We start from the raw sequence: 26,695 nt of genomic DNA on the forward strand, positions 1-26,695 counted from the left end.
AAACAAATAAACCCCCCGACCAAGGGTCGGGGGGTTTATGTAAGTCCGGCGGCGTCCTAGTCTCCCACAAGGTCCCCCTTGCAGTACCATCGGCGCTGAGAGGCTTAACTTCCGGGTTCGGGATGGGACCGGGTGTTTCCCTCTCGCTATGACCACCGAAACACTATGAGGATAGCATTCGAAGCCTACGAAAAGCCAATATTGAATTATTGCATTTTCGAGGTTCCCGACCGTATCCCGGGAACCTCACAGTGGACGCGTAGCATCTTTGTAGAAACAAGCCCTCGGCCTATTAGTATCGGTCAGCTCCGTGCATTACTGCACTTCCACATCCGACCTATCACCCCATGGTCTATAGGGGGCCTTACCAGATTAATCTGTGGGAGCCCTCATCTTGAAGCGTGCTTCCCGCTTAGATGCTTTCAGCGGTTATCACTTCCCAACGTAGCCAACCAGCCGTGCTCTTGGTAGAACAACTGGCACACCAGAGGTTAGTCCGTCCCGGTCCTCTCGTACTAAGGACAGCTCTTCTCAAGACTCCTACGCGCGCAGCGGATAGGGACCGAACTGTCTCACGACGTTCTAAACCCAGCTCGCGTGCCGCTTTAATGGGCGAACAGCCCAACCCTTGGGACCGACTCCAGCCCCAGGATGCGACGAGCCGACATCGAGGTGCCAAACCATGCCGTCGCTATGGACGCTCGGGCAAGATCAGCCTGTTATCCCCGGGGTACCTTTTATCCGTTGAGTCCTGGCGCTTCCATGTGCCACCAGAAGATCACTAGTCCCGACTTTCGTCCCTGCTCGAGATGTCTCTCTCGCAGTCAAGCTCCCTTGTGCACTTACACTCGAAACCTGATTGCCAACCAGGCTGAGGGAACCTTTGGGCGCCTCCGTTACCTTTTAGGAGGCGACCGCCCCAGTCAAACTACCCATCAGGCACTGTCCCTGATCCAGATAATGGACCTAGGTTAGATAACCAGAGTGACCAGAGTGGTATTTCAACGATGACTCCACCTGAACTGGCGTCCAAGCTTCAAAGTCTCCCACCTATCCTACACAAGTCACACCGATCACCAATACCAAACTATAGTGAAGGTCCCGGGGTCTTTCCGTCCTGCTGCGCGTAACGAGCATCTTTACTCGTAGTGCAATTTCGCCGAGTCCATGGTGGAGACAGCGCCCAAATCGTTACTCCATTCGTGCAGGTCGGAACTTACCCGACAAGGAATTTCGCTACCTTAGGATGGTTATAGTTACCACCGCCGTTTACTGGGGCTTAAGTTCAAGGCTTCGCCGTGAGGCTAACCCTTCCCCTTAACCTTCCAGCACCGGGCAGGAGTCAGTCCGTATACATCGTCTTTCGACTTAGCACGGACCTGTGTTTTTAGTAAACAGTCGCTTGGGCCTGGTCTCTGCGACCCTCAACGCTTTCGAAGTAAATTCTAATACGCATCAGGTCCCCCTTATCCCGAAGTTACGGGGGTATTTTGCCGAGTTCCTTCACCATGGTTATCTCGATCGCCTTAGTATTCTCTACCTATCCACCTGTGTCGGTTTGGGGTACGGGCGGCTCATATCTCGCTCACGAAGCTTTTCTAGGCAGCATAGGATCACTCTTACGGCCACAAAAGTGACCGACCCATCATGTCTCAAACATATAGAACGCGGATTTGCCTACGTTCCGTCCTACACACTTAGCCCGGGGATATCCAAACCCGAGAAGAGCTACCTTCCTGCGTCCCTCCGCAGCTTGCCTACTACAAGATTGGGTCACAGACTCAGCCAGCCACGATCCGAAGACCACAACCGACCTCGCATGCTTAGCATCACTCGCCTCAGCACGGACGATATTTCGCCGGTACGGGAATATCAACCCGTTGTCCATCGACTACGCCTGTCGGCCTCGCCTTAGGTCCCGACTTACCCAGGGCAGATTAGCTTGACCCTGGAACCCTTGGATATTCGGCGGACGGGTTTCTCACCCGTCTTTCGCTACTCATGCCTGCATTCTCACTCGTGTGCTCTCCACGGCTGGGTCACCCCGCCGCTTCACCGCGCACACGACGCTCCCCTACCCATCCACGCAGCCTTACGGCCTAAACACGTGAATGCCATAGCTTCGGCGGATAACTTGAGCCCCGCTAAATTGTCGGCGCAGAATCACTTGACCAGTGAGCTATTACGCACTCTTTCAAGGGTGGCTGCTTCCAAGCCAACCTCCTGGTTGTCTCCGCAACTCCACATCCTTTTCCACTTAGTTATCGCTTAGGGGCCTTAGCTGATGATCTGGGCTGTTTCCCTCTCGACTATGAAGCTTATCCCCCACAGTCTCACTGCCGCACTCTCACTTACCGGCATTCGGAGTTTGACTGATTTCGGTAAGCTTGTGGGCCCCCTAGACCATTCAGTGCTCTACCTCCGGTAAGAAACATGCGACGCTGCACCTAAATGCATTTCGGGGAGAACCAGCTATCACGGAGTTTGATTGGCCTTTCACCCCTATCCACAGCTCATCTCCTCGGTTTTCAACCCAAGTGAGTTCGGGCCTCCACGACGTCTTACCGTCGCTTCACCCTGGCCATGGATAGATCACTCCGCTTCGGGTCTAGAGCACGCGACTAAAACGCCCTATTAGGACTCGCTTTCGCTACGGCTACCCCACACGGGTTAACCTCGCCACGTACCACTAACTCGCAGGCTCATTCTTCAAAAGGCACGCCGTCACCCTTACAGGCTCCGACGGATTGTATGCGATCGGTTTCAGGTACTATTTCACTCCCCTCCCGGGGTACTTTTCACCTTTCCCTCACGGTACTTGTCCGCTATCGGTCACCAAGGAGTATTTAGGCTTAGCGGATGGTCCCGCCAGATTCATGCGGAATTTCAGGGGTTCCGCACTACTTGGGGTAACGCTCGAGAGTGAACAACTTACGTCTACAGGAGTGTTACCTTCTATGCTGTGGCCTTCGCAGCCACTTCGACTTCCCTGTCCATTTCTTACTCTCTGACCGCATGACAGCACGGTCCGAACGGCCCCACAACACCCCATGTGCAACACCTGTCAGCTATCACACACATGAGGTTTGGCCTCTTCCGCTTTCGCTCGCCACTACTCACGGAATCACAATTGTTTTCTCTTCCTGCGGGTACTGAGATGTTTCACTTCCCCGCGTTCCCTCCAACTACCCTATATATTCAGGCAGAGGTTGCCGGACATGACTCCGGTATTTCAAGGTTTCCCTATTCGGACATCCTCGGATCAAAGCTCGTTTACCAACTCCCCGAGGCTTATCGCAGGTTACAACGTCCTTCTTCGGCTCTTGGTGCCAAGGCATCCACCGATCGCACTTAGTAGCTTGTTAATCTACAAAGATGCTCGCGTCCACTGTGAAGTTCTCAAAATACGGGCGAGCCCACACCCAACCACCCACAAACAGATGATCAGACCTGGTCCGCACAGAAAAGCCGCCGCACAAGCGACCGACCCTTCAAAACCCAACAGTGTGCTTAACCCAACCTCCACCCGACCCGCATTCCACTCCCCCAAAAAAGGAGGCTGTACTAACGAACCAGACTTCTGACCAGGCATACAAAATCAATGTTCCACATTCCGGTGCCGGCCGCGCCGGGAACAGACGCCCCAGAACACGACCATGAGCCCCACCACACAGTGATGACGCTACAGGCTCCTTAGAAAGGAGGTGATCCAGCCGCACCTTCCGGTACGGCTACCTTGTTACGACTTAGTCCTAATTACCGGTCCCACCTTCGACGGCTCCCTCCACAAGGGTTAGGCCACCGGCTTCGGGTGTTACCGACTTTCATGACTTGACGGGCGGTGTGTACAAGCCCCGGGAACGTATTCACCGCAGCGTTGCTGATCTGCGATTACTAGCGACTCCGACTTCATGGGGTCGAGTTGCAGACCCCAATCCGAACTGAGACCGGCTTTTTGAGATTCGCTCACCCTTACAGGTTCGCAGCTCTTTGTACCGGCCATTGTAGCATGCGTGAAGCCCTGGACATAAGGGGCATGATGACTTGACGTCATCCCCACCTTCCTCCGAGTTGACCCCGGCGGTCTCCTATGAGTCCCCGGCATTACCCGCTGGCAACATAGGACGAGGGTTGCGCTCGTTGCGGGACTTAACCCAACATCTCACGACACGAGCTGACGACAGCCATGCACCACCTGTAAACCGACCAAAAAGGGGCATCCATCTCTGGATGTTTCCGGCATATGTCAAACCCAGGTAAGGTTCTTCGCGTTGCATCGAATTAATCCGCATGCTCCGCCGCTTGTGCGGGGCCCCGTCAATTCCTTTGAGTTTTAGCCTTGCGGCCGTACTCCCCAGGCGGGGTACTTAATGCGTTAGCTGCGGCACGGAGAACGTGGAATGTCCCCCACACCTAGTACCCACCGTTTACGGCGTGGACTACCAGGGTATCTAAGCCTGTTTGCTCCCCACGCTTTCGCTTCTCAGCGTCAGGAAAGGTCCAGAGAACCGCCTTCGCCACTGGTGTTCCTCCTGATATCTACGCATTCCACCGCTTCACCAGGAATTCCATTCTCCCCTACCTTCCTCAAGTCTGCCCGTATCAGAAGCAGGCTCAGGGTTAAGCCCTGAGTTTTCACTCCCGACGCGACAAACCGCCTACAAGCTCTTTACGCCCAATAAATCCGGACAACGCTCGCACCCTACGTATCACCGCGGCTGCTGGCACGTAGTTAGCCGGTGCTTCTTCTGCAGGTACCGTCACGTTAGCTTCGTCCCTGCTGAAAGCGGTTTACAACCCGAAGGCCGTCATCCCGCACGCGGCGTTGCTGCATCAGGCTTCCGCCCATTGTGCAATATTCCCCACTGCTGCCTCCCGTAGGAGTTTGGGCCGTATCTCAGTCCCAATGTGGCCGGTCGCCCTCTCAGGCCGGCTACCCGTCGAAGCCTTGGTGAGCCACTACCTCACCAACAAGCTGATAGGCCGCGAGTCCATCCATGACCGCCGGAGCTTTCCAACCAATCCCATGCGGAAAAGGCTCATATCCGGTATTAGCACCTGTTTCCAGATGTTATCCCAAAGTCAAGGGCAGGTTACTCACGTGTTACTCACCCGTTCGCCACTCGTGTACCCCCGAAGAGGCCTTACCGTTCGACTTGCATGTGTTAAGCACGCCGCCAGCGTTCGTCCTGAGCCAGGATCAAACTCTCCGTTGAAAAATATCGGAAACAAACCACCCCAAAAGAGGCAGCCCGCAAACCGTCACAAACAACTTCGAATCAAACACTGACCAAAATCCATCACTGGATCAATCAAAATTTCACTCAAAGAAACCCAACACGCAACCCCAAAAAAGAGGCCACGCGACGGGAAAACGCAAAACAAGACCACAAAGGCCCTGCAGTGCAAAAAAAATTGGCATTGACTTAAAGCACACTGTTGAGTTCTCAAGATTCGGGCACTCCCAGACATCAACCACGAAACCGTGACATCCACCCTGGGGCAACTCGACCAACCTTACCCACACACGACCAGTCCGTCAAATCGAACCGACAAGCACCAGAACGTTGTGTGAGATGGTAGAAACCTCTGTGACAAGGAGTCTTCCGGTTGAGCACCGCCGAAGCGGCCCGACCAACTTTACCTACACCGTCTGCGCCTGTCAAACCGACAGATCCGCGACCGATCGCTGTTGAGTTGTTCCCAGCCTTCCCGGCCCGACCCGGGACGTTGAGCGGGCTCCATGCGAGCGCACACTCATCCCGTTCGCGATGAGAAGGATGGTGCCTCTGGTCCGTCCTGAACGTCCGGTGCACCAACAAGGCTCGACGAACAGTACACGCGTCCCCGCGCCCGCGCAAACCCGAGCGGTCGTGGTGGGCGCACCGTCGGTCACGTCGTAGCCTTGGCCCATGCAGAAGCGTGCCTTACTCCTGCCGGCGCTGGCGGCGCTGGTTCTCACCGGTGCGTGCGCGCCCACCGGCCTTGGCCCCGCCGGACCGATGCCCGGCAGCGGGACGCCGGCGGCGTCGCCCTCCGCGTCGGCCTCAGCTCCGTCGCCCGAGGCGCCGTCGCCCTCCCCCTCGCCCACCTCGTCGTCGCCCGCCCCCATGCGGGAGGTGACCATCAATGTCAGCGGTGACCTGCTGTGGCACAACTCGCTGTGGAACAGCGCCGAGGTGGACGCCAAGAGCACAGGCGAGCCCCGCTTCGACTTCTTCCCGCAGCTCGCCTCGCTGCAGGGTTACGTCTCCGCCGCGGACCTGGGGATCTGCCATTCGGAGGTCCCGTTCGCCGAGAAGGACGGCCCCTTCCGCAACTATCCCCTCTTCGCAGCGCCGCAGGAGATCGCCCCTGCCATCAAGGAGGTGGGATGGGACCTGTGCACCACCGCCTCCAACCACACCATGGACGCCGGGTGGGAAGGGCTGGTGCGCACCATCGACGTGCACCGCGCGGCCGGCATCCTGACCGCCGGGTCCTACGCCACCGAGGAACTCGCCGCCACCCCCGTCATCTACACCACGGAGTCAGGCGTCGATGTCGCCGTCATCAGCCAGACCTACGGCCTGAACGGCATTCCGAAGGCGAAGGGGAAGGACTGGTCAGTCGAGCTGCTCGACGCCGATCTGGCGATCGCGCAGGCGCGGCGGGCCCGCGAAGCGGGGGCGGACATCGTCGCCGTTCACATCCACGCCGGCGACGAGTACTCCAGCACCATCAACGAGCAGCAGCGCGCCTACGCCGAGGCGGTCACCGCGTCGCCGGACGTCGACTTCCTGTTCGGCCAGCACGCCCACGTGGTGCAGCCGATCGACAAGGTCAACGGGAAGTGGGTCGTCTACGGCGCCGGCAACCTGATCGCCGCAAGCGGTCCGGCGAAGCCGCGCACCTACGACGGGTACCTCGCCCAGGTCACCTTCACCGAGCAGGCGGACGGCTCCTTCGTCGCTTCAGCGGCCGAGTACGCCCCCACCATGATCACGAAGCACTCGGGCTCCCGACCGGCGAGGGTCTACCTCATCCCCGACGAGCTGGCGGCCGGCAACCCGCTCGCCGAGGAGATGCAGGCGTCGGCTGCCCGCACCCGGAAGACGGTCTACAGCCTGGGCGTCGAAGGGCTGACCGAGCGCAGCTGACTCAGGGACGGTAGACGCCGCCGACGGTCTTGCGCCCGCGACGCAGGACCGCGAATCGGCCGTGGACGAGGCGGTCCCCGGTGAGGACCAGGTCCGGATCGTCGATCTTGACGTTGTTGAGGTAGGCGCCGCCCTCGGCGATGGCCCGCCTGGCCGCCCCCTTGGACTCGACGATCCCAGCCATGGCCATCGCCTCCACGATGGTCAGGTCCTCCTCCACCGGCTTCCCGCCGACCTCCCGGAGCACCCCCTCCAGCGTGGACGGCGCGAGCCGCTCCAGCTCACCGCGGCCGAACAGCGCCGACGCGGCCGCCACCGCGGCCTCCCGCTCGGCGGGGCCGTGCACGAGGTCGGTCACGTCGTCGGCGAGCGCCCGCTGCGCCTCACGTTTGAAGGGCGCGTCGATCGTGGCCTGCTCGAGCGCCTCGATCTCCTCACGTGACCTGAAGGAGAACACCTTCAGGTAGTCGACGACCTTGGAATCCTCGGCGTTGAGGAAGAACTGGTGGAACGCGTACGGCGAGGTGAGCGTCGCGTCCAGCCAGACGGTGCCGGACTCGGTCTTGCCGAACTTCGTGCCGTCCGCCTTGGTCAGGAGCGGCGTCGCCATGGCGTGCACGCGGCCCTGATCGCTGCGCCGGATCAGCTCCACACCGGCGGTCAGGTTGCCCCACTGGTCCGATCCGCCCGTCTGCAGCGTGACGCCGTGACGCCGGTAGAGCTCGCGGTAGTCCATGGACTGCAGGAGCACGTACGAGAACTCGGTGTAGGAGATCCCGGACTCGAGACGCCGGGCGACGACGTCCCGGGCGAGCATCCGGTTCACGGGGAAGTGCTTCCCCACGTCGCGGAGGAAGTCGAGCACCGACATCCGGCTGGTCCAGTCGAAGTTGTTGACCATGGTGGCGGCCGCGGGGCCGTCGAAGGTCACGAACCTCCCGACCTGCTCGCGGATCCGCTCGACCCAGCCGGCCACCACGTCCGTGGAGTTCATGATCCGCTCCCCGGACTCCTTGGGATCCCCGATGAGGCCCGTCGCTCCGCCCACCAGCATGAAGGGCCGGTGCCCGGCGTCCTGCAGGCGCCGGGCGAGGAGGAGCTGAACCAGGTTGCCGGTGTGCACGCTCTGCGCTGTGGGGTCGAACCCCACATAGAACTTCACGGACCCCTCGTCGAGATGCGCGGCCAGCGCATCCGGGTCTGTCGAATGGGCGAGTAGCCCACGCCAGCGGAGGTCGTCGAGGAGTGCGTTCACGCCGGTCAGCATAGCCTCATGGCGCCCGCGGTCAGCCCGCCAGGAAGTCCGCCAAGCCACCCCGCGCCGCGTCGAGCTCCAGGAGCTGCTCGCGGACCCGCGACGGCGCGGTGCCGCCCCGGCCGTCGCGCGAGGCGACGGAACCCTCCACGGTCAGCACCTCAAGGACCGACCCGTCCAGCACCGGAGAGATCGCCGGGAGATCCTCGAGCGTCAGGTCCTGCAGCGTGATTCCACGCGACTCGCAGTACCGCACCGTCTCCCCCGCGACCTCGTGCGCCACGGCGAAGGGGACCCGCGAACGGACCAGGTGGTCGGCGACGTCGGTGGCCAGCGAGAAGCCGTGGGGCGCCACCTCAGCCATGCGCGTCGGGTGGAACGTCAGCGTGGCGACCATCCCGGCGACGGCGGGCAGCAGCACGTGGAGTTGGTCGATGCCGTCGAAGATGGGCTCCTTGTCCTCCTGCAGGTCACGGTTGTAGGCCAGGGGAAGCCCCTTCAGCGTGGCGAGCAGCCCCGACAGATTGCCGATGAGACGCCCGGCCTTCCCACGGGCGAGCTCCGCGACGTCCGGGTTCTTCTTCTGCGGCATGATCGAGCTCCCCGTCGACCAGGCGTCGTCGAGCGTGGCGAAGCCGAACTCCGCGGTGCACCAGAGGATCACGTCCTCCGACAGCCGCGACAGGTCCACACCCACCTGCGCCAGGACGAACGCGGCCTCGGCGATGAGATCCCGCGAGGCGGTGCCGTCGATCGAGTTGGCCACCGAGGAGGTGAACCCCAGCTCGCGGGCCACCAGTGCAGGATCCAACCCGAGCGACGTCCCCGCCAGCGCCGCCGAGCCGTAGGGGCTGACCGCGAGTCGACGGTCGAGGTCGCGCAGACGCTCGATGTCGCGGACGAGCGGCCACGCGTGCGCGAGCAGGTGGTGGCTGAGCAGGATGGGTTGCGCCGACTGCAGGTGCGTCCGCCCCGGCATCACCGCCCCCAGGTGGCGCTCCGCCTGGCCGCTCAGGGCCTCGACGACGCCGTCGATGTCCTGCGCGATCAGCCGGACCTCCTCACGCAGGTAGCTGCGGATCAGGGTGGCGATCTGGTCGTTGCGGGACCGGCCGGCGCGCAGGCGTCCGCCCAGGTCCGCGCCGACGATCTCCTTGAGGCCCCGCTCAAGGGCCCCATGGACGTCCTCGTCGGTGTCCGCCGCGACGAACGCGCCCGACTCCACGCGCCCGGCCAGCTCCGCCAGCCCGGCGTCCATCGCCGACGCCTGGTCCGCGTCGAGCAGGCCCGCGGCGTGCAGCGCCTTCGCGTGGGCGCGCGAGCCAGCGATGTCGTGCAGCGCCAGCCGCCAGTCGAACTGGGTGGACCGGCTCAGCGCGAACATGGCCTCGCTCGGACCGCCGGCGAACCGGCCTCCCCAGAGTCTCCCCTGCTCAGTGCTCATCGTCGCGTCCTCTTCCCGGTCGGCCACTCTTCGTCATCTCGGATATCCGCACCACCACGTCCTCGGCCGCCCCCTCGTCGGTGGCGATCACCAGGATGGTGTCATCCCCGGCGATCGTACCCATCACCCCCGCGAGCGCGGCGGCGTCGAGGCTTGCCGCGAAGTACTGGGCGGCGCCGGGCGGCACCTTCAGCACGATCTGGTTGCCGGCGGCGCGCAGGGACTGAAGCATCTCCGCGCAGAGGCGGGCCAGCTTGTCCATGGTGACGCCCCGGTCCTCGTCGGACCCCGCGGCGTAGACGAGCGAGCCGTCCGCGGCCCGCTGCCGGACGGCGCCGAGGACCAGGAGGTCCTTCGACAGGGTGGGCTGGCTCACGCTGATGCCCTCGGCTGCCAGCGCCTCGATCAGGTCCGCCTGCGAGGCGTATCTGGCCTCGTTGACGAGTTGACGCAGGGTGGCCAGCCGGCCGGCCCTCGTCACGTCAGACATGCGGGTCCAGCAGCCCTGGGAGCGCGTCGAGGAAGCCCTGCAGGTCCTCCGGCGCCGAGATCAGCGGCGGCGCCAGCCGGAGCACGCCCGGCCGGGGCGCGTTGATGACGAAGCCCGCGTCGAGCGCCGCGTCTGCGACCTCGCCCGCGACCGGCCTGGTCAGCAGGACGCCCAGCAATAGTCCGCGGCCGCGCACCCCGTCGATCAGCGGATGGCCGAGGTCGCGCACGGCCGCGGCCAGCCAGGCACCAACGGAGCGGGCGTTGTCGAGGACGCCGGACTCCAGCGCGTCGAGCACCGCGTTGCCCGCGGCCGCCGCGACCGGGTTGCCGCCGAAGGTGGTGCCGTGGAGGCCCGGCTGCAGAAGCGACGCCGCCTCCCCCGTGGCCAGGCAGGCTCCGATCGGGAACCCGTTGCCGAGGCCCTTGGCCAGCGTGATCAGATCCGCCACCACCCCGTCGGCCCGATGCGCCAGGTACTCGCCGCAGCGTCCGAGGCCCGTCTGCACCTCGTCGATCCACAGGAGGGCACCGTTGGCGGTGGCGATGTCACGCGCCGCGGCCAGGAATCCGTCCGGCGCGGGGACCACGCCGTTCTCGCCTTGGACCGTCTCCAGCACGATGGCGGCCGTCCGCTCGTCCACCGCCGCGCTCAGGGCCTCCACGTCACCGAACGGTACGAAGGTCACCTCGCCAGGGAGAGGCTCGAACGGCTCCCGGTACTTGGCGTTGTGGGTGAGGGCCAGGGCGCCCATGGTCCGGCCGTGGAACGAGCCCTCCATCGCCACCAGCCTCGTGCGGCCGGTGAGCCGCGAGAGCTTGAAGGCCGCCTCGTTGGCCTCGGTGCCGGAGTTGGTGAAGAACACCCTGGTCTGGGGGTTCCCCGTGAACCCCGCCAGCCGCTCGGCGAGGCGGATCTGCTGCTCGCTGGCGAAGAAGTTGGACACATGGCCGAGGCGGCCGAGCTGCGAGGTGATCGCCGCCGTGACCGCCGGATGGTTGTGCCCCAGCGCGTTGACCGCCAGCCCGGAAAGAAGGTCGGTGTAGCGCCGGCCGTCGGCGTCGTACAGGTGCACCCCCTCGCCGCGCTCGAACACCCGCTTGGGCGGGCCGAACGCGTTCATCATGACGGCGCCGTAGCGGGCGGTGAGCTCGCTCTGGGTCATGGCTGGACCTCCTCGTTGGTGACCATCGTGCCCACGCCCTCGTCGGTGAAGATCTCCAGCAGCAGGCAGTGTGGGATCCTGCCGTCGATCACCGTGGCGGAGGTCACGCCGCCCTCCACGGCCCGGACGCAGGCCTCCATCTTGGGGATCATCCCCGCGTCGAGGCTGGGGAGCATGGCGCTGACCTCTGCCGTCGAGATCTGGGTGATCACCGACTCCTCGTCGGGATAGTTGGCGTAGACGCCGGCGACGTTGGTGAGCATCACCAGCCGCTTCGCCCCGAGGGCGACGGCCAGGGCGGCCGCGGCGGTGTCGCCGTTGACGTTGTGCACCTGGCCCTCCACGTCCGGCGCCACGGTGGCGACCACGGGGATCCTGCCCGCGTCGATGAGGTCGAGGATGGAGGCCGGGTCCACGGACTCGACGTCGCCCACCAGGCCGAGGTCGATCTCCTCGTCGTCGACCACCAGGCCGCGACGCTTGGCGGTGAACAGCCCCCCGTCCTCCCCGGACATGCCGACGGCGAACGCCCCGTGCTGGTTGATGAGGTTGACGAGCTCGCGGCCGACCTGGCCGACGAGCACCATCCGGACCACGTCCATGGCCTCCGGGGTGGTGACGCGCAGGCCGCCCCGGAACTCCGAGGCGATGTCCAGCCGCTTGAGCATCGACGAGATCTGAGGGCCTCCACCGTGCACGACGACCGGCTTCACCCCCACGCGGCGCAGGAAGACGATGTCCTCGGCGAACGCGAGCTTGAGCGACTCGTCGGTCATGGCGTTGCCGCCGTACTTGATGACGACGGTGCGGCCGGCGTACTCCGCCAGCCAGGGCAGCGCCTCGATCAGGGTGCCGGCCTTGGCGATGAGCTCGGGCTGTTGCTGGATGCGGGTCTTGGTCATCATGGTTTCCCCTGGGAGTGCGGCGCGGGCGGGACGTGGGCGGATGGTCGGCCCAGACTCACGTCGAGTACTCCGCGTTCTCCTTCACGTAGTCGTAGGTGAGGTCGTTGGTCAGGATGGTGGCCGTCTCGACGCCGGCGTGGAGATCCACGAGGACCCTCACCTGGCGGGGGCCGAGGTCCACCAGACCGCGATCGTCGCCGATCTGGCCGCCCCGGCACACCATGACGCCGTTGAAGGACACGTCGAGCTCGTCAGGGTCGAAGGCGGCGTCCGTCACGCCGATGGCGGACAGGACCCGCCCCCAGTTGGGATCCCCGCCGAAGATGGCGCACTTGAAGAGGTTGGATCTGGCGATCTCGCGACCGACGACCTCCGCGTCCCTCTCGGAGGCCGCCCCCACCACCTCGATGGCGATCTCGTGGGAGGCGCCCTCCGCATCGGCGATCAGCTGCCGGGCCAGGTCCTGGCACACCTCGGTCAGGGCGGCCTGGAAGGCCGCCGGGTCCGGCGACTCCCCCGAGGCGCCGCTCGCCATGAGGAGCACCGTGTCGTTGGTGGACATGCACCCGTCAGAGTCCGCGCGGTCGAAGCTCAGCCGGGTCGCCTCGCGCAGCGCGCCCTGCAGGGCCTCTGCGGGGACCACGGCATCCGTGGTGAGGACCACCAGCATCGTCGCCAGGCCGGGCGCGAGCATGCCTGCCCCCTTGGCCATCCCGCCGATGGCCCAGCCGCCTACCACGATGCCCGCCTGCTTCGGGACCGAGTCGGTGGTCATGATGGCGGTGGCGGCTGCGGCTCCGCCGTCGGGTGACAGGGCCGCGCATGCGTCGTCGACGCCGTTGAGGAGCAGGTCCATGGGGAGTCGCAGCCCGATGAGGCCGGTGGAGCAGACGGCCACGTTGTCGGTGATCACGCCCAGCCGGTCGGCCACCCTGGCGGCGGTGGTGGCCGAGTCGGTGAACCCCTCGGCGCCCGTGCACGCGTTGGCACCGCCGGAGTTCAGGACCACGGCCTGCACCTGTCCGTCCGCCACAGCCTGCCGGGACCATTTCACCGGCGCGGCATGGACGCGGTTGGAGGTGAACACCGCCGCCGCCGACATCCCGGGGCCGAGGTTGTGCACGACGGCCACGTCCGGCCTGCCGCTCGCCTTGAGCCCCGCGGTGACGCCGGAGGCGGAGAAACCCTGCGGGAGGGTGACTCCCACGCCCGCGTCCGACGCGGATTCAGTATGGGACATGTTCATTGCCTTTCAGGGCGCGACGCCGACGGAGGACAGGCCCTGGGTCTCGGGGAGCCCCAGCGCCAGGTTCATCGACTGGATGGCTCCGCCCGCGGTGCCCTTGGTGAGGTTGTCGATGGCCGAGATGGCGATCAACCGGCCCGCGGCCTCGTCGACGACGACCTGGACCGTCGCCCGGTTCGAGCCCGAGACGGCGGCCGTCTGCGGCCACACCCCCGGTGACAGCACCTCGACGAACGGCTCGTCGGCGAAGAACTCCGTGTACGCCGCGTACGCCGACGCAGTGGTGACGCCGGGGACGATCGGCGCGGAGCAGGTGGCCAGGATGCCTCGGGGCATGGGTGCCAGGAGTGGAGTGAAGGACACGTTGACCCGGGTGCCGGCCACGGCGGAGAGGTTCTGGACGATCTCCGGGGTGTGCCGATGCACGCCCCCGACCCCGTAGGGGCTCATGTTGCCCATCACCTCGGACCCGAGCAGGTTGGGCTTGAGCGACTTCCCTGCTCCCGAGGTTCCGCTGGCCGCGACGATGACGATCTGAGCCGGGTCGATGAGGCCGGAGGCGACCGCCGGGAGCAGCGCCAGAGTCGACGCCGTGGGGTAGCACCCCGGGACGGCGATCCTCGTCGCTCCTGCGAGGCGCGCCCGCTGCCCGGGCAGCTCCGGGAGGCCGTAGGGCCAGGTGCCCGCATGCGGCGTGCCGTAGAAGCGCTCCCAGGCGTCGGCGTCGGTCAGCCGGAAGTCCGCGCCGGCGTCGACGACGATGACGTCGTCGTCCAACTCCGCCGCGATCGCGGCGGACGTGCCGTGGGGCAGGGCCAGGAACACCACGTCGTGACCGGCCAGTTCCTGGGCGGTGGTGGCCGCGACCAGCCGGTCGGCGAGCGGATACAGGTGCGGCTGATGGTTCACCAGGCGGTCTCCCACGCTGGAGTTGCCGGTGAGCGCCCCGATCTCCACCGCCGGATGCTGGAGCAGCAGGCGGAGGAGCTCGCCGCCCGCGTATCCGGTGCATCCCGCGACTGCCACTGTGTAGGTCATGGGCGTGAGTATTCCACTTCTCCGATAGATATTCCACTTGCTGCGGCAACTACCCTGAGATCCGTACCCAAGGGAGGCATGGTGGCCGGTTTCGTGCGTTCGCTGCTGGCGCTGCTGCTCATGTCGGCGGGCGTCATGTCGGCGCTGGGCGGGGTGGCGGCGCAGTGGCTGGACACGACCGCCCGCACGTCCGAGCCCATGCGGGTCATCGTCGGGCCCGTGGCGTCGGATCCCCGGGTGCTCGGGGCCATCGCTGTGGAACTCACCGCTGCAGTCGTCGAACAACTCCCTCCCGTGGTGGATCGCATTCCCGGCGTGCGGGACCAGGTGGAGGAGCTCGTCACCCTCGCGATGAATCAGATCGCTGGGAGCGAGGGCTTCAACCAGGCCTGGGAGGAGAGCATCGACCTCTCGAGGGCCGACTTCGTGGCGGGCCTGGACCTCATGCGGTCAGGTGGGGACGCACCCACGCTCTGGCTGACCCTCGACCCCTTCGTCGAGCTGGGGATGAGCCGGCTGGTGGAGATCTCGCCGGAGATCCTGCGCCCGTACGTGACCCAGATCCCGATGAGTGGGGACCTGCGCGTCGCCCTGGGACGCCCGGACACCGTCCAGGCGGGGTATGCCGCCGACGCGCTGAGCCTGGCACGCCACTGGATCTGGTTCTACGCGGCAGCCGCGGCGCTGGCGGTCATCGGCCTGGCCGTCGGATCGTGGCGAGGACGCTGGGTGGCATGGATCCTCGCCGTCGCAGGAGGTCTGGCCGGCCTGACCTTCGCGCGGGGCCTCCTTGCCGAGCGTGCCGCCGCTGCGGGAGGAGACTCGCTTCAGGCGGTGGTCCAGGCCGCCCTCGTCGACGGCGCCACGTCGTCGCTGCTGACCTGGACCGCGCCGGCGGTCACCACAGGCTGGGTGCTCCTGGTGCTCGGCGGTGTGGCGCTGGTGGTTGCCTGGGTGTGGCGGCCACGAAGCCGCTAAACCGGGCTCGGCCGTCGGCCTCCGGCTGCCGCGCGATAGGTTGACGCGGTCGAGAGGACCGCCATGTCAGCCATCACCTACCAGGGCATCGCCATGGTCGTGTACTTCGCCGTGATGATCGCCATCGGGATCTGGGCCTACTACCGCACCACCGATCTGAGCGACTACATGCTTGCCGGACGAGGGCTGGGCCCAGTGGCAGCCGCGCTCTCGGCGGGAGCCTCCGACATGTCCGGCTGGCTGCTGATGGGCCTGCCGGGGGCCCTCTACGCCGCGGGCATGGTGGAGTTCTGGATCGCGATCGGACTCACCGTGGGCGCCTGGCTCAACTGGAAGTTCGTCGCCCCACGCCTCAGGGTCTACACGGAGGTGGCCGGCGACGCGATCACCATCCCCAGCTTCTTCGGCAACCGGCTGAGGGACTCCACCCAGATCCTGCGGATCACCGCCGGGGTGATCATCCTGGTCTTCTTCACCTTCTACGTGTCCAGCGGGATGGTGGCGGGCGGCAAGTTCTTCAACGCCTCCTTCGGCATGGACTACCGGTTGGGCATGGTGCTCGTCGCCGGCATCGTGGTGCTGTACACCCTCGTCGGCGGGTTCCTGGCCGTCTCCTACACCGACCTCGTCCAGGGGCTGATGATGGTGGCCGCACTGGTGGCGGTGCCGGTGGCCGGCGTCATCCACGTCGGCGGCCCGGTGGCCCTCTACGAGGCGGTCACCACCCTCGACCCGCACACCTTCGCCCTCTGGGGCGCCACGACCACGGTGCTCGGCATGGTGTCCTCGGTGGCGTGGGGCCTGGGCTACTTCGGGCAGCCGCACATCATCGTGCGGTTCATGGCCCTGCGGACCCCTCAGGAGGCGGCACCCAGCCGTCGCATCGGGATTGGCTGGATGGCGTTGTCGTGCCTGGGTGCCGCCGGGACCGCACTGGTCGGGATCGCGGTGTACGGGCGCGACGAGCAGCGCCTCGCGGATCCGGAGACCGTGTTCATCGCGCTCGGTCAGATGCTGTTCCACCCGCTCGTCGCGGGCTTCATGCTGGCCGCCATCCTCGCCGCCATCATGTCCACGATCTCCTCGCAGCTGCTGGTCACGGCATCAGCGCTCGTGGAGGACCTCTACCGCGGGCTCGCCAGGCGGAGCCTCGACCAGCGAACCGGGGTGCTCCTCGGCCGCGCGGCGGTGCTCCTCGTCTCCGTCGTCGCGGCGGCGATGGCCTGGGAACAGAACGACACGATCCTCGCCCTCGTCGCGTTCGCCTGGGCCGGGTTCGGCGCCGCCTTCGGGCCCACGGTCCTGCTCAGCCTCTACTGGCGCCGGCTCACCGCCTGGGGCGCGCTGGCGGGCATGGTGGTGGGTGCCGTCACCGTCGGCGTGTGGGGCTCGCTCGAGGGCGGAATCCTCGACGTCTACGAAATCCTCCCCGGGTTCGTGTTCAACCTCGTGGCGGCTGTCGCGGTGTCCGTGGCGACACGGCGCCCGGATCCTCAGATCGACGCCGAGTTCGACGAACAGGTCCGGCTGCTGGCCCGGGCGTGACCTGCGGCACCAACCGCCACGCCCACGCGGCCCCCGCCCAGCACAGCGCGCCGACGACCGCTCCCGCCATCGTGATGGGCCACGCCAGGGTCACGACCGCCACGAGCCCGGGCGCCAACAGCCGGCCCGCGCCGTTGATCGTGTTCCACCTCGCGAGGTGACGCGTGCGGTGCTCCTCCGGCGAGAGATCGACCCCCAGCGTCATCACGATGCCGGCCCCGAAGCCGTTCCCGAAGGCCACGAGCGAGGCGGCCGCGACGAGCGCCCAGAAGGCAGCCGTGCGCGACGCGTCGGTGAGGGTCGCGGTGAGCCCCGCGAGAAGGAGGTACCCCGCTCCCGAGAACACGAGGCATGGGACGAGGACGGCGGTGCGGCCGTAGCGGTCCATCAGCGTCCCCGCCGGCACGAACATCGCGATCTCGACCACCGCCGCGACGGCGAACACGAGCGAGATCTCGTCGCCGCGGAGCCCGAGCATCGCCCCGAGCAGCGGAAGGATGAGCGGCCGGCAGATCCGCGACATGGTCAGCGGGACAGTCGCCAGGCCCGCGAGGACCATGGTGACCCCGGCTGTGCGGTCCGGGGCGTGGGGCGACGGCGCGACCGGAAGCCGACCTGACGCCTGCCGGACGGTGGGGCGCCGGACCGTGCGATCCCCCGGGAGCATCGTGGCCGCGACCATGATGGTGGCCAGAGCCATCGCGGCGGCGTCGACGCCGATGACCCAGCCCTCGTGACCGATCGCGATGATGCCGGCGCCGAGCAGGGGGCCGATCACCAGCCCGATGCGCATCATGCCCCCGAAGGTGCTCATCCCGCGCGCGCGTAGTTCCGGGGGCAGCACGGTGCCCAGGTAGGCCTGCCGGCCGATGATCCACACCTCGTGGGAGAGGGAGGAGATCACGAGCGCCACGACGAACCCCACCTGATGCCAGAGCGTGACGCCGGCGGTTCTGGCGTGCTCGATCAGCAGAAGCGATCCGATCTGGGTGGCTGTGACGGCGGTCCCCGTCGCGATCATGGCGCGACGCTCCCCCACCACGGTCATCAACGTGCCCAGGGGGATGGGTCCGAGCACGCCGACCACGCCCGTGATCATCGCCAGGGTCGCGGCCCCGGGGACCGAGAACCCCAGCTCCAGCGCGATCAGCGGGATCACCGGCATGGTTGCGGCCATGCCGACGGCCTGGGCCAACGTCGGCGCGTAGACGGGCCAGGCCAGGGAGCGCATGACGGCCCCCGCGCTCCGTTCGCTCATGCGCCGCGCGCACCCCCCACGCCTGACGTGAAAAGGGCAAGGCCCCAGGAGAAGTCGCGCTCGTGTGCCGCGGCGTCGAAGTGCGGCACCACCCCCAACTCGTGCATCTGCGCCTTCGTCTGCTCCTCGAGGACGTGACCCAGCACGAAGTGCAGGAGTGCCGCCATGGTCGCGGCCGGCTCGGGGGTGCCGTGGCGCTCCAGCCACTCACGCCCGGGCGCGCACGGGTCCACGGCGCCCAGCCCGAGCGCGTGCGCCGACGCGACGAGCTCCGCCGCGTCGCGGTGCGCCAGCAGCCGCTGGCGCAGACCGGACGCCCATCCCACCAGCCAGTCGTCGATCGGCGAGGCCGGCTCAGGGCTTGCGGGAGGGCCGGCGAGGATCTCATCGGCAACCGCCGCCAGCAGCGACTGCTTGTTGGGGACGTGGTAGTAGAGGGCCCCAGCCTGTACCCCGAGGGCGTCGGCCACGCGCCGCATGGAGAGGTCACCCAGCCCGTACTCGTCCAGGATCCGGAGACCGGCCTCGACGATGGACCGCCGCGTCAGCGCCACGCGCCTCAGCCCTGGTCGCTCAACTCGAACCAGCCCGACGCCGCGATCGGCACGTAACCGAGGCGTCGGTTGATGTCGAGCATGTAGGAGTTCTCGGACGCGTTGCCCGTGATGAGCCTGTGGGTCTCCGGCCAGGCGGAGCGCACCTTGGCGTGGCTGTGGGTCTTGGCGAACCAGCCGAGCCCGCGGCCCCGATGGCCGCGGATGACGAGTGTCTCCCACTGGTCCACCACCGGGCGCCCGTGTTCCCTGATCAGCCTGGTGAAGGCGACGAGGCGCCCGCTCGGGACGTGACGCACCGCGGTGTAGAAGGACTCGCACCCGCCTCTGATGATCGCCTCGTCGGCGCTGGCCACCCGCTCCTCGTCGACGACCTCGGCCTCGAGGGCCGCGTCGCCCTTGGGGACGTCCGTGCTCATCGCGACCATCAGGTCCGCGACGTCGCCGCGCCAGTGCTGTGGAGTCGACCCCAGCCACTGGACGACGTCGTAGTCGTCTGAGGTGGCCGCCCGAGCCGCGGCAGCGTCCGCGTCCAGCCGCGACTGGGCGGGCAACGTCAGACCCGAGACCGTCTCGACCTGCACCAGCCTGAATCCGCGCCCGAGCAGGAATGCGGCGCCCGCTGAATCGGGATCGATCGAGCCGTCCCCCTCGGCGGCTGACAGGGTCCTGGTCCCCGACGGAGTGGCCGGCTCCCATGTCCAGGCCTGGAATGTGGTGCGCCCGTCTGCCCGCGCCTCCTCCAGCGCACGCTCCAGGAGTGCCGAAGCGATCCCGCGGCGGCGATGGGTCTCCGCCACCGCGATGCTGAGGAACGCCAGGTGACGGTTGTCGATCCTGGGCAGTTCCATGAACGCGACCGCGACGGCCTCCGAGGAGTCGTAGGCCACGAACGGCACATGGGTGGAGTACTCGGGACGGGTGCCCTCAGCCCAACGGCGCAGTGCCGAGTGGCTGAGGTCGTCGTTGCCGAAGAGGCCCTGGACCACGCCGGTCCAGAGCTTCTCGTCGAGGTCGAAGACCCAGAAGTCCGCGTCCTCTGGTCCCGCTGGGTAGTCGAGGCGGGTGATGTTCACCCCCGCAGCCTACTGGCCAGCCGGGTCCCCGCCTACGACTGCATCCCTGTGGTCAGGCCCTCTGCACGGCTCCGAAGCGCTCGACGGCAACGGCCACCGCTGCCTGGCGGGCGCCGGCGGCCTCTGCGTCGGTCAGCGTGCGGTCCGCCCTGAACCTGAGCGCGAACGCCAGCGACTTCTTGCCTTCGCCCACCTGGTCACCGGTGTAGACGTCGAACAGCGCGATCGATTCCAGCAGGTCGCCGGCTCCCTCCGCCAGCGCCTCCTCCACCTCGGCGGCCGGCACGTCGCGGTCAACGATCAACGCGACGTCCTCCTTGGCGAGGGGGAACGACGAGAGTGAGCTGATGGTCCCCCCGGGGACGGCCTGGGACAGCAGGAGGTCGAGATTGAACTCCACGGCGGCCACCCGCTCCGGCAGGCGCAGTGACGAGACCACCGCGGGGTGCACCTCACCCGCATAGCCGAGCACGATGCCGTTGACCGACAGTTCGGCGCATCGCCCCGGATGCCACGGGGCCATCTCGACGTTGCGCCGGGTGAGTCGCACCCCGACGGCGGCGGCCGCCGCCTCCGCCAACGCGACGACATGTGTCCAGTCAGCGGCGACGGCGGGGCCGGCCCACCCCGCGGCTCGCCAATTGCCCGCGACCACGGCCGCCACCGTGTGCGGTTGGGCAGGAATCGACGCGTCGATCTCGGCCACCTCCTGGTCAGAGGGGCGATGCGCGACGCCCGGGCGGGGCGCGGCGCCCTCGCCCCCGTCGAAGAAGGCCTTCCCCTGCTCGACCAGCGCAAGGTCCGTCAGGCTGCGCGAGGTGTTGCGGGCGACCGCGGCGAACAGGCCGGGCAGCAGCGTGGTCCGGAGGAAGGGGTGCGTCTCCGAGAGCGGGTTCGCCAGCCGGATCAGCCGACGGCGGGGATCGTCACCGTCGACCCGCAGCTGGTCCAGTTCCTCCGACGAGGCGAACGGCAGGGACATCACCTCGGTGAAGCCCAGCGCGGCCACCGCTCGGAGCGCGGCCCGCCTGTCGCGGACACGCGGGGACAGGCCGCGGCTCACTGGCGGAACCGGCACCTTCAGCCCGATCCGGTCGTAGCCGATGTGCCGGCCCACCTCCTCGACCACGTCATAGGGGTCGACGAGGTCCGCTCGCCAACTCGGGACCTCGATGGTGAGCGAGTCGCCCAGCGCGGTGACCGTCGCACCCGCGGCGGTCAGCAGCTTGACGCTCTCCTCCTGGTCGACGCGGGTTCCCAGCACGGTGGGGATCAGGCCGGCACGCAGCGAGACCTTGTGCGGGACCGGCGTCGATCCGACGACGGTCTCGGCCGTCACGGCTCCCCCGCCGTGGGTCGTGAGGAGCCGCGCCGCGCGGCGGGCGGCGGCGTAGGGAACCTGCGGATCCACCCCTCGCTCGAACCGCTTGGACGCCTCCGACGGCAGCCCGTGCCTGCGGAACGTCCGCGACACCGACGCGGGGTTGAAGTGGGCTGCCTCGAGCACGATCCGGACGGTCGTCGAGGAGACCTCGGTGGCCTCGCCGCCCATCACGCCGGCCAGCCCGATCGGACCGCTGTCGTCGGTGATCAGCAGGTCGTCGGTGTCCAGCTCCCGGTCCTGTCCGTCGAGCGTGCGGAGACGCTCGCCGGCGCGCGCCGCCCGGACCCTGATGGGGCCCTGCAGCGTGTCCGCGTCGTAGGCGTGGAGGGGTTGCCCGGACTCCAGCATGACGTAGTTGGTCACGTCGACGGCCAGGGAGATGGACCTCACCCCGCAGGCCCGCAGCCGGTCAGCCATCCAGGACGGGGTGGGGGCCGCGGGATCGATTCCGTCGATGGTGAGGGCTACGAAGGCGGGGCACCGCTGATCCTCGAGCACCACGGGATGGCCCCCGTCCGTGGCTGCGGGGAGGTGGTGACGGTACGGGTCCTCAAATGAGACGGCGTTGGCGATGGCCGCCTCCCTGGCGAGACCGCGCATCGACAGGCAGTAGCTGAGGTCGGGGGTGACCTCGAGGTCCAGCACCTGGTCGGCCGTCCACAGCAGGTCTACCGCGGAGTCTCCGGGTTCACCCGCGCCCGCCGGCAGGACGATGATCCCGTCGTGGTCCTCGCCGAGACCCAGTTCGAGCTGCGAGCAGATCATGCCGTCGGAGATGTGGCCGTAGGTCTTGCGAGCCGCGATGTGGAAGTCCCCGGGGAGGACGGTCCCCGGGAGAGCCACCACCACGAGGTCGCCCTCGGAGAAGTTGTGCGCCCCGCAGACGATGCCACGGCTGGCGGGGAACTCCTCGGTGGCCTCGTCGTTGTGCGAGCCGACGTCCACCCGGCAGTACCGGATGGTCTTGCCGTTCTTCTGCGGCTCGTCGACGGAGGTCAGCACCCGCCCGACGGTCAGCGGCCCGGTGACGGGCGACTCGGTGGACTCGATGTGCTCGACGGTCAGTCCGACGGCGGTGAGCTGTTCCGCCAGCCGTGCGGTGGTGACGGATGCGGGGAGCGTGACCAGGTCACGCAGCCAGGAGACGGGGGCCTTCATCGGGCTCCTCCCAGGATGGAACGGCTGAAGCGGATGTCACCCTCGACGAAGTCGCGGAGGTCTGGGGCGCCGGTGCGGAACATGACGGTGCGGTCCACGCCCATCCCGAACGCGAACCCGGAGTACACGTCGGTGTCGATGCCGCAGGCCGCGAGGACCCTCGGGTTGACGACGCCGCAGCCGCCCCACTCGATCCACCCCTCGGAACGGCAGGTGCGGCAGGGGCGGTCGGGATTGCCCACGGACTCGCCGTGGCAGACGAAGCATTGGAGGTCCACCTCGGCGCTCGGCTCGGTGAAGGGGAAGTAGTGGGGCCTCATCCGCGTCTCCACGTCTCCGAACATGGCGCGTGCCAGGTGGTCGAGCGTGCCGCGCAGGTCCGCCATCGAGATGCCCTTGTCGACGACCAGGCCCTCGAGCTGGTGGAAGACAGGAAGGTGGGTGGCGTCGTACTCGTCCGCCCGGAAGACCTTGCCGGGGCTGATCACATAGAGCGGAACCCCCCGCTCGAGCAGAGCACGCACCTGGACCGGGGAGGTCTGGGTGCGCAGCAGCTTGCCCGCGGACGGAGGGTCGATCCAGAGGGTGTCCTGCAGGGCCCGCGCCGGATGGTCAGGGGCGAGGTTGAGCGCGTCGAAGTTGTACCACTCCGCCTCCAGCTCGGGGCCGTCGGCCACCTCCCATCCCATGCCGACGAACACGTCGATCATCTCGTCGATGAGGGCGGTGACCGGGTGCTGGGCGCCCCGCGGGGACAGCTCCACGGGGAGGCTCATGTCCACCCGCTCGGCGACGAGGGCCGCCTCGAGCTCTGCGGCGGCGAGCGCCTCCTGACGCTCCGCGACGGCCTTCGCGACGGCGCCGCGGGCCTGCCCGACGCGCTGGCCGGCCTCCTTGCGGGCCTGCGGCGGCAGGGCGCCGATCTCGCGGTTGGCCAGCGCCAGCGGCGAGGTGTCCCCCGCGTGGTCGAGGCGGGCCTGCTTCAGTTCCGCCGTGGTGGAGGCGGCCGCCACCGCCGCGAGCGCGGCCTCGACGGACGCGGCGATGGCGTCCGCGTCGAGCGCCGCCACCTGCTTCGGATCAAAGTTGTCATTGGGCCCGGACATGGTCGGGTCCTCCTTCACCGGTTCGACGTTGCGCTGACGCGGTGGCGTAGAGGCACACCGCTGCCGCGCTGGAGAGGTTGAGGCTCTCCGCCTGCCCCCACATTGGCACGGCGACCACCTCGTCCGCCAGCCGGGCGTCCTCGTCCGGCAGCCCCCATGCCTCGTTGCCCATGATCCAGGCAACAGGGCCGCTGAGTTCGCCGGCAGCGGCCTTCAGGTCCAGGGGGTCCCCATCGCCATCGGCCGCGAGCACCTTCATACCGAGCCGCTTGACCCGATCGACGGCGTCCGCGAGGGGCACCCCCGTCAGGATGGGCATGTGGAACAGGCTGCCGACGGTCGAGCGGACCGTCTTGGGGTTGTAGATCTCGACGCTGCCGGACGTCAGGATGACGGCATCCGCGCCGAACGCGTCCGCGCACCGGATGACGGTGCCCGCGTTGCCCGGATCCCTGACCTGGGCGCAGATCACCACGAGGCGGGCGCCGTCGAGCGCGTCCCATCCGAAGTCCAGCTGCCGGCACACGGCCACGATGCCCTGCGGGGTCACGGTGTCGCTGAGTTGGCGCATCTCATGCTCGGCGGCGCGCCAGACCGGCACCCGCAGCCCGCTCAGGAGGTCTGCGTGCCTGGCCGGGTCGTCGACGATGATCTCCTCGACGACCGTGCCGGCGGCGATCGCCTCGCGTACCGCCTGCCGGCCCTCGACCAGGAACTTGCCCGCCAGCTCCCGACCGCGGCGTTGGGTGAGACGACGAACCGAACGCAGCACCGGGGCGGGGAGGCCGGGGGCGGCGTTCGGTTCCATCGTCACGGGGACGGCCTTCAGGCTGCGGCGGGCTGGTTGTCCTTGGCGACCGCGACCAGGGCGTTGAAGGTGGCGGTGTCGTTGACAGCGAGCTCGGCGAGGATCTTGCGGTCGACCTCGACGCCGGCGTTCTTCAGACCGTTGATGAAGCGGTTGTAGGTCATGCCCTCGGCGCGGACAGCGGCGTTGATGCGCTGGATCCAGAGGCTGCGGAAGTCGCCCTTCTTGGCGCGACGGTCGCGGTAGGAGTAGGTGGCCGAGTGCAGCAGCTGCTCCTTGGCCTTGCGGTACAGGCGCGAGCGCTGGCCACGGTAACCGGAGGCGAGCTCCAGGACTTCACGGCGCTTCTTGTGCGCATTCACAGAACGCTTCACGCGTGCCATGTGGGTTCTCCTTGAATGTGGTCGGCCTCGCCGACGGGTGGTCTGGGTGGGGATGGCGGCAGGGCCGCCGGGCGGTGTGGCTCAGCGGCCCTTGTGCTTGCCGAGCAGCTTGCGCATCTTCTTGGCGTCGGGCGCCGAGACGGTCTCGGGGCTGCCGAGGCGACGGGTGCGCGTCGACGACTTGTGCTCGTTGAGGTGGCCGAGGTTCGCCTGGCGACGCAGGAGCTTCCCCGTCCCGGTGGTCTTGAACCGCTTCTTCGCGCCGGAGTGCGACTTCATCTTCGGCATATCAAATGCTCGCTTTCTTTATGTGATCGACCTCGTCAGAGGTCGATGTCGGGGTCCATGTTGTCTGCGGGTCCGCGCCGCTTCTTCGGCGCCGGCGCCGAAGTGGCGTGGGCGCGCATCTCGGCCTCCGCCTGGCGCTCCTGCTCGGCGTGCTCACGCCGCTCGGCCATGCGCCGGTCGCGGTCTGCGGCCAGCTCGACCTTCGCTTCGGTCTTCTTCTTCGTGGGGCCGAGGACCATGATCATGTTGCGGCCGTCCTGCTTCGGCGAGGACTCGACGTAGCCGAACTCGATCACGTCTCCGGCAAGGCGCTTGAGCAGTTCCATGCCCAACTCCGGGCGCGACTGCTCGCGTCCACGGAACATGATGGTGATCTTGACCTTGTCACCGGCCTTGAGGAACCGGACGACGTGGCCCTTCTTGGTCTCGTAGTCGTGCGAGTCGATCTTGAGCCGGAGCTTCATCTCCTTGGTGCTCACGTTCGACTGGTTGCGCCGGGCGTCGCGCTCCTTCTGAGCGGCCTCGAACTTGAACTTGCCGTAGTCCATCAGCTTGGCAACCGGCGGCCGGGCCATCGGCGCCACTTCGACAAGATCCAGATCGTTCTCCGCCGCGAGACGCAAGGCGTCCTCGACGCGCACGATGCCTACCTGCTCGCCTTTGGGGCCGACGAGCCGGACTTCGGGTACTCGGATGCGATCATTGATCCGCGGTTCAGTGCTGATGGGTCCTCCAGTGTGAGATGTGTCTGTCATGCCGGCAACACAAAGGCCCCCGCACATGCGGAGGCCACTGTAGCCGGGCACACGGAAGACCGTCCGCCTCAGGCGACCCGGCCGCCTGGGGCGGCGCGGGTGGGAGTGACTCCACTTTGCGCGGCAGCATGAGCCGCCGGATAACTCGCAGGAGTCTACGCCGGTGCCGGAGCTTTCACCAAAAGCACCGCGGTCACTCGGCGCGGACCCAGGCGAACGACCCGTCCCCCAGCTCGGTGAGCGCGTTCCCGTCGGCCATGAGCGCCACCGCGTCCTCCCCGATGACGAAGGGCACCGGACCGGCCACGTCCAGGAGGAGTTGCGTGGCGCCTGCCGGCCCCACCGTCGCGCACAGTTCGTCGAGCAGGCACGGCACGGGGCGGGCATCAGCCTGCCACGCGCGCAGTGAGTCGTAGCCGGTGAAGGCCAGGAGGTAGGTGCCCGACGCGTCACTGAGGGTGACCGCGGCCATCTCCGCGTGCCTGTCCGGGTCGTGGTGGCCCGTGTCGTCGCCGCTGGCGACCATGGGCAGCAGCAGCCGGCCCGCGCAGAGCGCGACGAGCGCACGCGCGTATCCCACCTGCTCAACCGCACCGGCGATCGCCGCGCGCACCGCAGGGTCCGGGGAGCCGTCGTCCCCCTTGAAGCGGGCGCTGGGCTGGGCGAGGGAGCGCGGTTCGGGCATGGGCCGAGCCTATCCGTCCCCAGGGGAGACGAGGC

At 67.2% G+C, this 26,695-nt stretch carries 20 protein-coding genes and 3 rRNA genes; 3 read left to right on the forward strand and 20 right to left on the reverse strand.

All coding sequences use genetic code 11. The features are described from left to right. Window positions 1-43: 43 nt before the first annotated feature. The 3 genes from rrf to ACZK5D_RS13205 all read right to left on the reverse strand — a co-directional run bounded on the left by rrf (window position 44) and on the right by ACZK5D_RS13205 (window position 5,216). Window positions 44-160: ribosomal RNA gene (gene rrf, locus ACZK5D_RS13195) — 5S ribosomal RNA — on the reverse strand. A 112-nt stretch (window positions 161-272) separates the two neighbouring features. Beyond that, window positions 273-3,365 (reverse strand): 23S ribosomal RNA (locus ACZK5D_RS13200). A gap of 332 nt (window positions 3,366-3,697) precedes the next feature. Beyond that, window positions 3,698-5,216: ribosomal RNA gene (locus tag ACZK5D_RS13205) — 16S ribosomal RNA — on the reverse strand. Together the 16S, 23S and 5S rRNA genes form the textbook arrangement of a ribosomal RNA operon. A gap of 696 nt (window positions 5,217-5,912) precedes the next feature. Between ACZK5D_RS13205 and ACZK5D_RS13210 the strand changes: the two genes are divergently transcribed. Further along, a complete protein-coding gene (locus tag ACZK5D_RS13210; protein WP_458993641.1) occupies window positions 5,913-7,139 on the forward strand; it encodes a CapA family protein in 1,227 nt (408 codons plus the stop codon). A gap of 1 nt (window position 7,140) precedes the next feature. Here the strand turns inward: ACZK5D_RS13210 and tyrS are convergent, their stop codons facing one another. The 7 genes from tyrS to argC are packed head-to-tail and all read right to left on the reverse strand — an operon-like array spanning window position 7,141 to window position 14,682. Continuing rightward, the gene (gene tyrS / locus ACZK5D_RS13215; RefSeq protein WP_458993640.1) at window positions 7,141-8,394 is read right to left on the reverse strand and encodes a tyrosine--tRNA ligase; all 1,254 of its coding nucleotides are present in this window, start codon (window positions 8,392-8,394) and stop codon (window positions 7,141-7,143) included. A gap of 31 nt (window positions 8,395-8,425) precedes the next feature. Further along, entirely contained in the window at window positions 8,426-9,838 is a 1,413-nt protein-coding gene (gene argH, locus ACZK5D_RS13220; RefSeq protein WP_458993639.1) for an argininosuccinate lyase, read from the reverse strand. Next, a complete protein-coding gene (locus ACZK5D_RS13225; protein WP_458993638.1) occupies window positions 9,828-10,328 on the reverse strand; it encodes an arginine repressor in 501 nt (166 codons plus the stop codon). Before ACZK5D_RS13225 ends, argH begins: the two co-directional genes overlap by 11 nt. Further along, a complete protein-coding gene (locus tag ACZK5D_RS13230) occupies window positions 10,321-11,493 on the reverse strand; it encodes an acetylornithine transaminase (RefSeq protein WP_458993637.1) in 1,173 nt (390 codons plus the stop codon). The genes ACZK5D_RS13225 and ACZK5D_RS13230 overlap by 8 nt, the downstream gene beginning before the upstream one ends. Next, window positions 11,490-12,395: an acetylglutamate kinase gene (gene argB / locus ACZK5D_RS13235; protein ID WP_463665700.1), complete on the reverse strand. Its 906-nt coding sequence runs from the start codon at window positions 12,393-12,395 to the stop codon at window positions 11,490-11,492. Before argB ends, ACZK5D_RS13230 begins: the two co-directional genes overlap by 4 nt. A 58-nt stretch (window positions 12,396-12,453) precedes the next feature. Further along, window positions 12,454-13,605, reverse strand: coding sequence for a bifunctional glutamate N-acetyltransferase/amino-acid acetyltransferase ArgJ (gene argJ / locus ACZK5D_RS13240; RefSeq protein ID WP_458996516.1), 1,152 nt, complete (start codon window positions 13,603-13,605; stop codon window positions 12,454-12,456). A 45-nt stretch (window positions 13,606-13,650) separates the two neighbouring features. Continuing rightward, complete coding sequence (gene argC / locus ACZK5D_RS13245) at window positions 13,651-14,682, reverse strand: N-acetyl-gamma-glutamyl-phosphate reductase (protein ID WP_458993636.1); 1,032 nt, start codon at window positions 14,680-14,682, stop codon at window positions 13,651-13,653. Window positions 14,683-14,760: 78 nt separating this feature from the next. Here argC and ACZK5D_RS13250 point away from each other — a divergent pair, with 78 nt between their 5' ends. Next, window positions 14,761-15,660, forward strand: coding sequence for a hypothetical protein (locus tag ACZK5D_RS13250; protein ID WP_458993635.1), 900 nt, complete (start codon window positions 14,761-14,763; stop codon window positions 15,658-15,660). Between the two features lie 63 nt (window positions 15,661-15,723). Continuing rightward, window positions 15,724-17,205, forward strand: a complete 1,482-nt coding sequence (gene putP, locus ACZK5D_RS13255) for a sodium/proline symporter PutP (RefSeq protein ID WP_463665612.1) — start codon at window positions 15,724-15,726, stop codon at window positions 17,203-17,205. Here putP and ACZK5D_RS13260 read toward each other — a convergent pair. The 10 genes from ACZK5D_RS13260 to ACZK5D_RS13305 all read right to left on the reverse strand — a co-directional run bounded on the left by ACZK5D_RS13260 (window position 17,102) and on the right by ACZK5D_RS13305 (window position 26,660). Then, window positions 17,102-18,463: an MFS transporter gene (locus ACZK5D_RS13260; protein ID WP_458993633.1), complete on the reverse strand. Its 1,362-nt coding sequence runs from the start codon at window positions 18,461-18,463 to the stop codon at window positions 17,102-17,104. The two genes, putP and ACZK5D_RS13260, sit on opposite strands and share 104 nt — an antisense overlap. Beyond that, window positions 18,460-19,017, reverse strand: coding sequence for a TetR family transcriptional regulator (locus ACZK5D_RS13265; protein WP_458993632.1), 558 nt, complete (start codon window positions 19,015-19,017; stop codon window positions 18,460-18,462). The genes ACZK5D_RS13260 and ACZK5D_RS13265 overlap by 4 nt, the downstream gene beginning before the upstream one ends. Window positions 19,018-19,022: 5 nt before the next feature. Beyond that, window positions 19,023-20,093 (reverse strand): GNAT family N-acetyltransferase, encoded by a 1,071-nt coding sequence (locus tag ACZK5D_RS13270; RefSeq protein ID WP_458993631.1) that lies wholly within the window; start codon window positions 20,091-20,093, stop codon window positions 19,023-19,025. 52 nt (window positions 20,094-20,145) lie between these two features. Next, the gene (gene pheT / locus ACZK5D_RS13275; protein ID WP_463665613.1) at window positions 20,146-22,635 is read right to left on the reverse strand and encodes a phenylalanine--tRNA ligase subunit beta; all 2,490 of its coding nucleotides are present in this window, start codon (window positions 22,633-22,635) and stop codon (window positions 20,146-20,148) included. Continuing rightward, window positions 22,632-23,741, reverse strand: a complete 1,110-nt coding sequence (pheS, locus tag ACZK5D_RS13280; RefSeq protein ID WP_463665614.1) for a phenylalanine--tRNA ligase subunit alpha — start codon at window positions 23,739-23,741, stop codon at window positions 22,632-22,634. The genes pheT and pheS overlap by 4 nt, the downstream gene beginning before the upstream one ends. Further along, window positions 23,725-24,549, reverse strand: coding sequence for a TrmH family RNA methyltransferase (locus tag ACZK5D_RS13285; RefSeq protein WP_458996515.1), 825 nt, complete (start codon window positions 24,547-24,549; stop codon window positions 23,725-23,727). Before ACZK5D_RS13285 ends, pheS begins: the two co-directional genes overlap by 17 nt. Window positions 24,550-24,566: 17 nt before the next feature. After that, complete coding sequence (gene rplT, locus ACZK5D_RS13290; RefSeq protein WP_458993628.1) at window positions 24,567-24,932, reverse strand: 50S ribosomal protein L20; 366 nt, start codon at window positions 24,930-24,932, stop codon at window positions 24,567-24,569. Between the two features lie 81 nt (window positions 24,933-25,013). Next, a complete protein-coding gene (gene rpmI, locus ACZK5D_RS13295) occupies window positions 25,014-25,220 on the reverse strand; it encodes a 50S ribosomal protein L35 (RefSeq protein WP_458993627.1) in 207 nt (68 codons plus the stop codon). A 35-nt stretch (window positions 25,221-25,255) separates the two neighbouring features. After that, window positions 25,256-26,002, reverse strand: a complete 747-nt coding sequence (infC, locus tag ACZK5D_RS13300; protein WP_463665615.1) for a translation initiation factor IF-3 — start codon at window positions 26,000-26,002, stop codon at window positions 25,256-25,258. A gap of 166 nt (window positions 26,003-26,168) precedes the next feature. Further along, entirely contained in the window at window positions 26,169-26,660 is a 492-nt protein-coding gene (locus tag ACZK5D_RS13305; RefSeq protein ID WP_463665616.1) for an SseB family protein, read from the reverse strand. Between the last annotated feature and the right edge of the window lie 35 nt (window positions 26,661-26,695).

This window comes from Tessaracoccus yangjingae (genome assembly GCF_055326235.1).

Coding starts and splice junctions, on each gene's coding strand:
- ACZK5D_RS13210 (WP_458993641.1), top strand. CDS start 5,913: ATGCAGAAGCGTGCCTTACTCCTGCCGGCGCTGGCGGCGCTGGTTCTC.
- argH (WP_458993639.1), bottom strand. CDS start 9,838: ATGAGCACTGAGCAGGGGAGACTCTGGGGAGGCCGGTTCGCCGGCGGT.
- ACZK5D_RS13225 (WP_458993638.1), bottom strand. CDS start 10,328: ATGTCTGACGTGACGAGGGCCGGCCGGCTGGCCACCCTGCGTCAACTC.
- ACZK5D_RS13230 (WP_458993637.1), bottom strand. CDS start 11,493: ATGACCCAGAGCGAGCTCACCGCCCGCTACGGCGCCGTCATGATGAAC.
- argB (WP_463665700.1), bottom strand. CDS start 12,395: ATGACCAAGACCCGCATCCAGCAACAGCCCGAGCTCATCGCCAAGGCC.
- argC (WP_458993636.1), bottom strand. CDS start 14,682: ATGACCTACACAGTGGCAGTCGCGGGATGCACCGGATACGCGGGCGGC.
- ACZK5D_RS13250 (WP_458993635.1), top strand. CDS start 14,761: ATGGTGGCCGGTTTCGTGCGTTCGCTGCTGGCGCTGCTGCTCATGTCG.
- putP (WP_463665612.1), top strand. CDS start 15,724: ATGTCAGCCATCACCTACCAGGGCATCGCCATGGTCGTGTACTTCGCC.
- ACZK5D_RS13260 (WP_458993633.1), bottom strand. CDS start 18,463: ATGAGCGAACGGAGCGCGGGGGCCGTCATGCGCTCCCTGGCCTGGCCC.
- pheT (WP_463665613.1), bottom strand. CDS start 22,635: ATGAAGGCCCCCGTCTCCTGGCTGCGTGACCTGGTCACGCTCCCCGCA.
- pheS (WP_463665614.1), bottom strand. CDS start 23,741: ATGTCCGGGCCCAATGACAACTTTGATCCGAAGCAGGTGGCGGCGCTC.
- ACZK5D_RS13285 (WP_458996515.1), bottom strand. CDS start 24,549: ATGGAACCGAACGCCGCCCCCGGCCTCCCCGCCCCGGTGCTGCGTTCG.
- rplT (WP_458993628.1), bottom strand. CDS start 24,932: ATGGCACGCGTGAAGCGTTCTGTGAATGCGCACAAGAAGCGCCGTGAA.
- rpmI (WP_458993627.1), bottom strand. CDS start 25,220: ATGCCGAAGATGAAGTCGCACTCCGGCGCGAAGAAGCGGTTCAAGACC.
- infC (WP_463665615.1), bottom strand. CDS start 26,002: ATGTGCGGGGGCCTTTGTGTTGCCGGCATGACAGACACATCTCACACT.
- ACZK5D_RS13305 (WP_463665616.1), bottom strand. CDS start 26,660: ATGCCCGAACCGCGCTCCCTCGCCCAGCCCAGCGCCCGCTTCAAGGGG.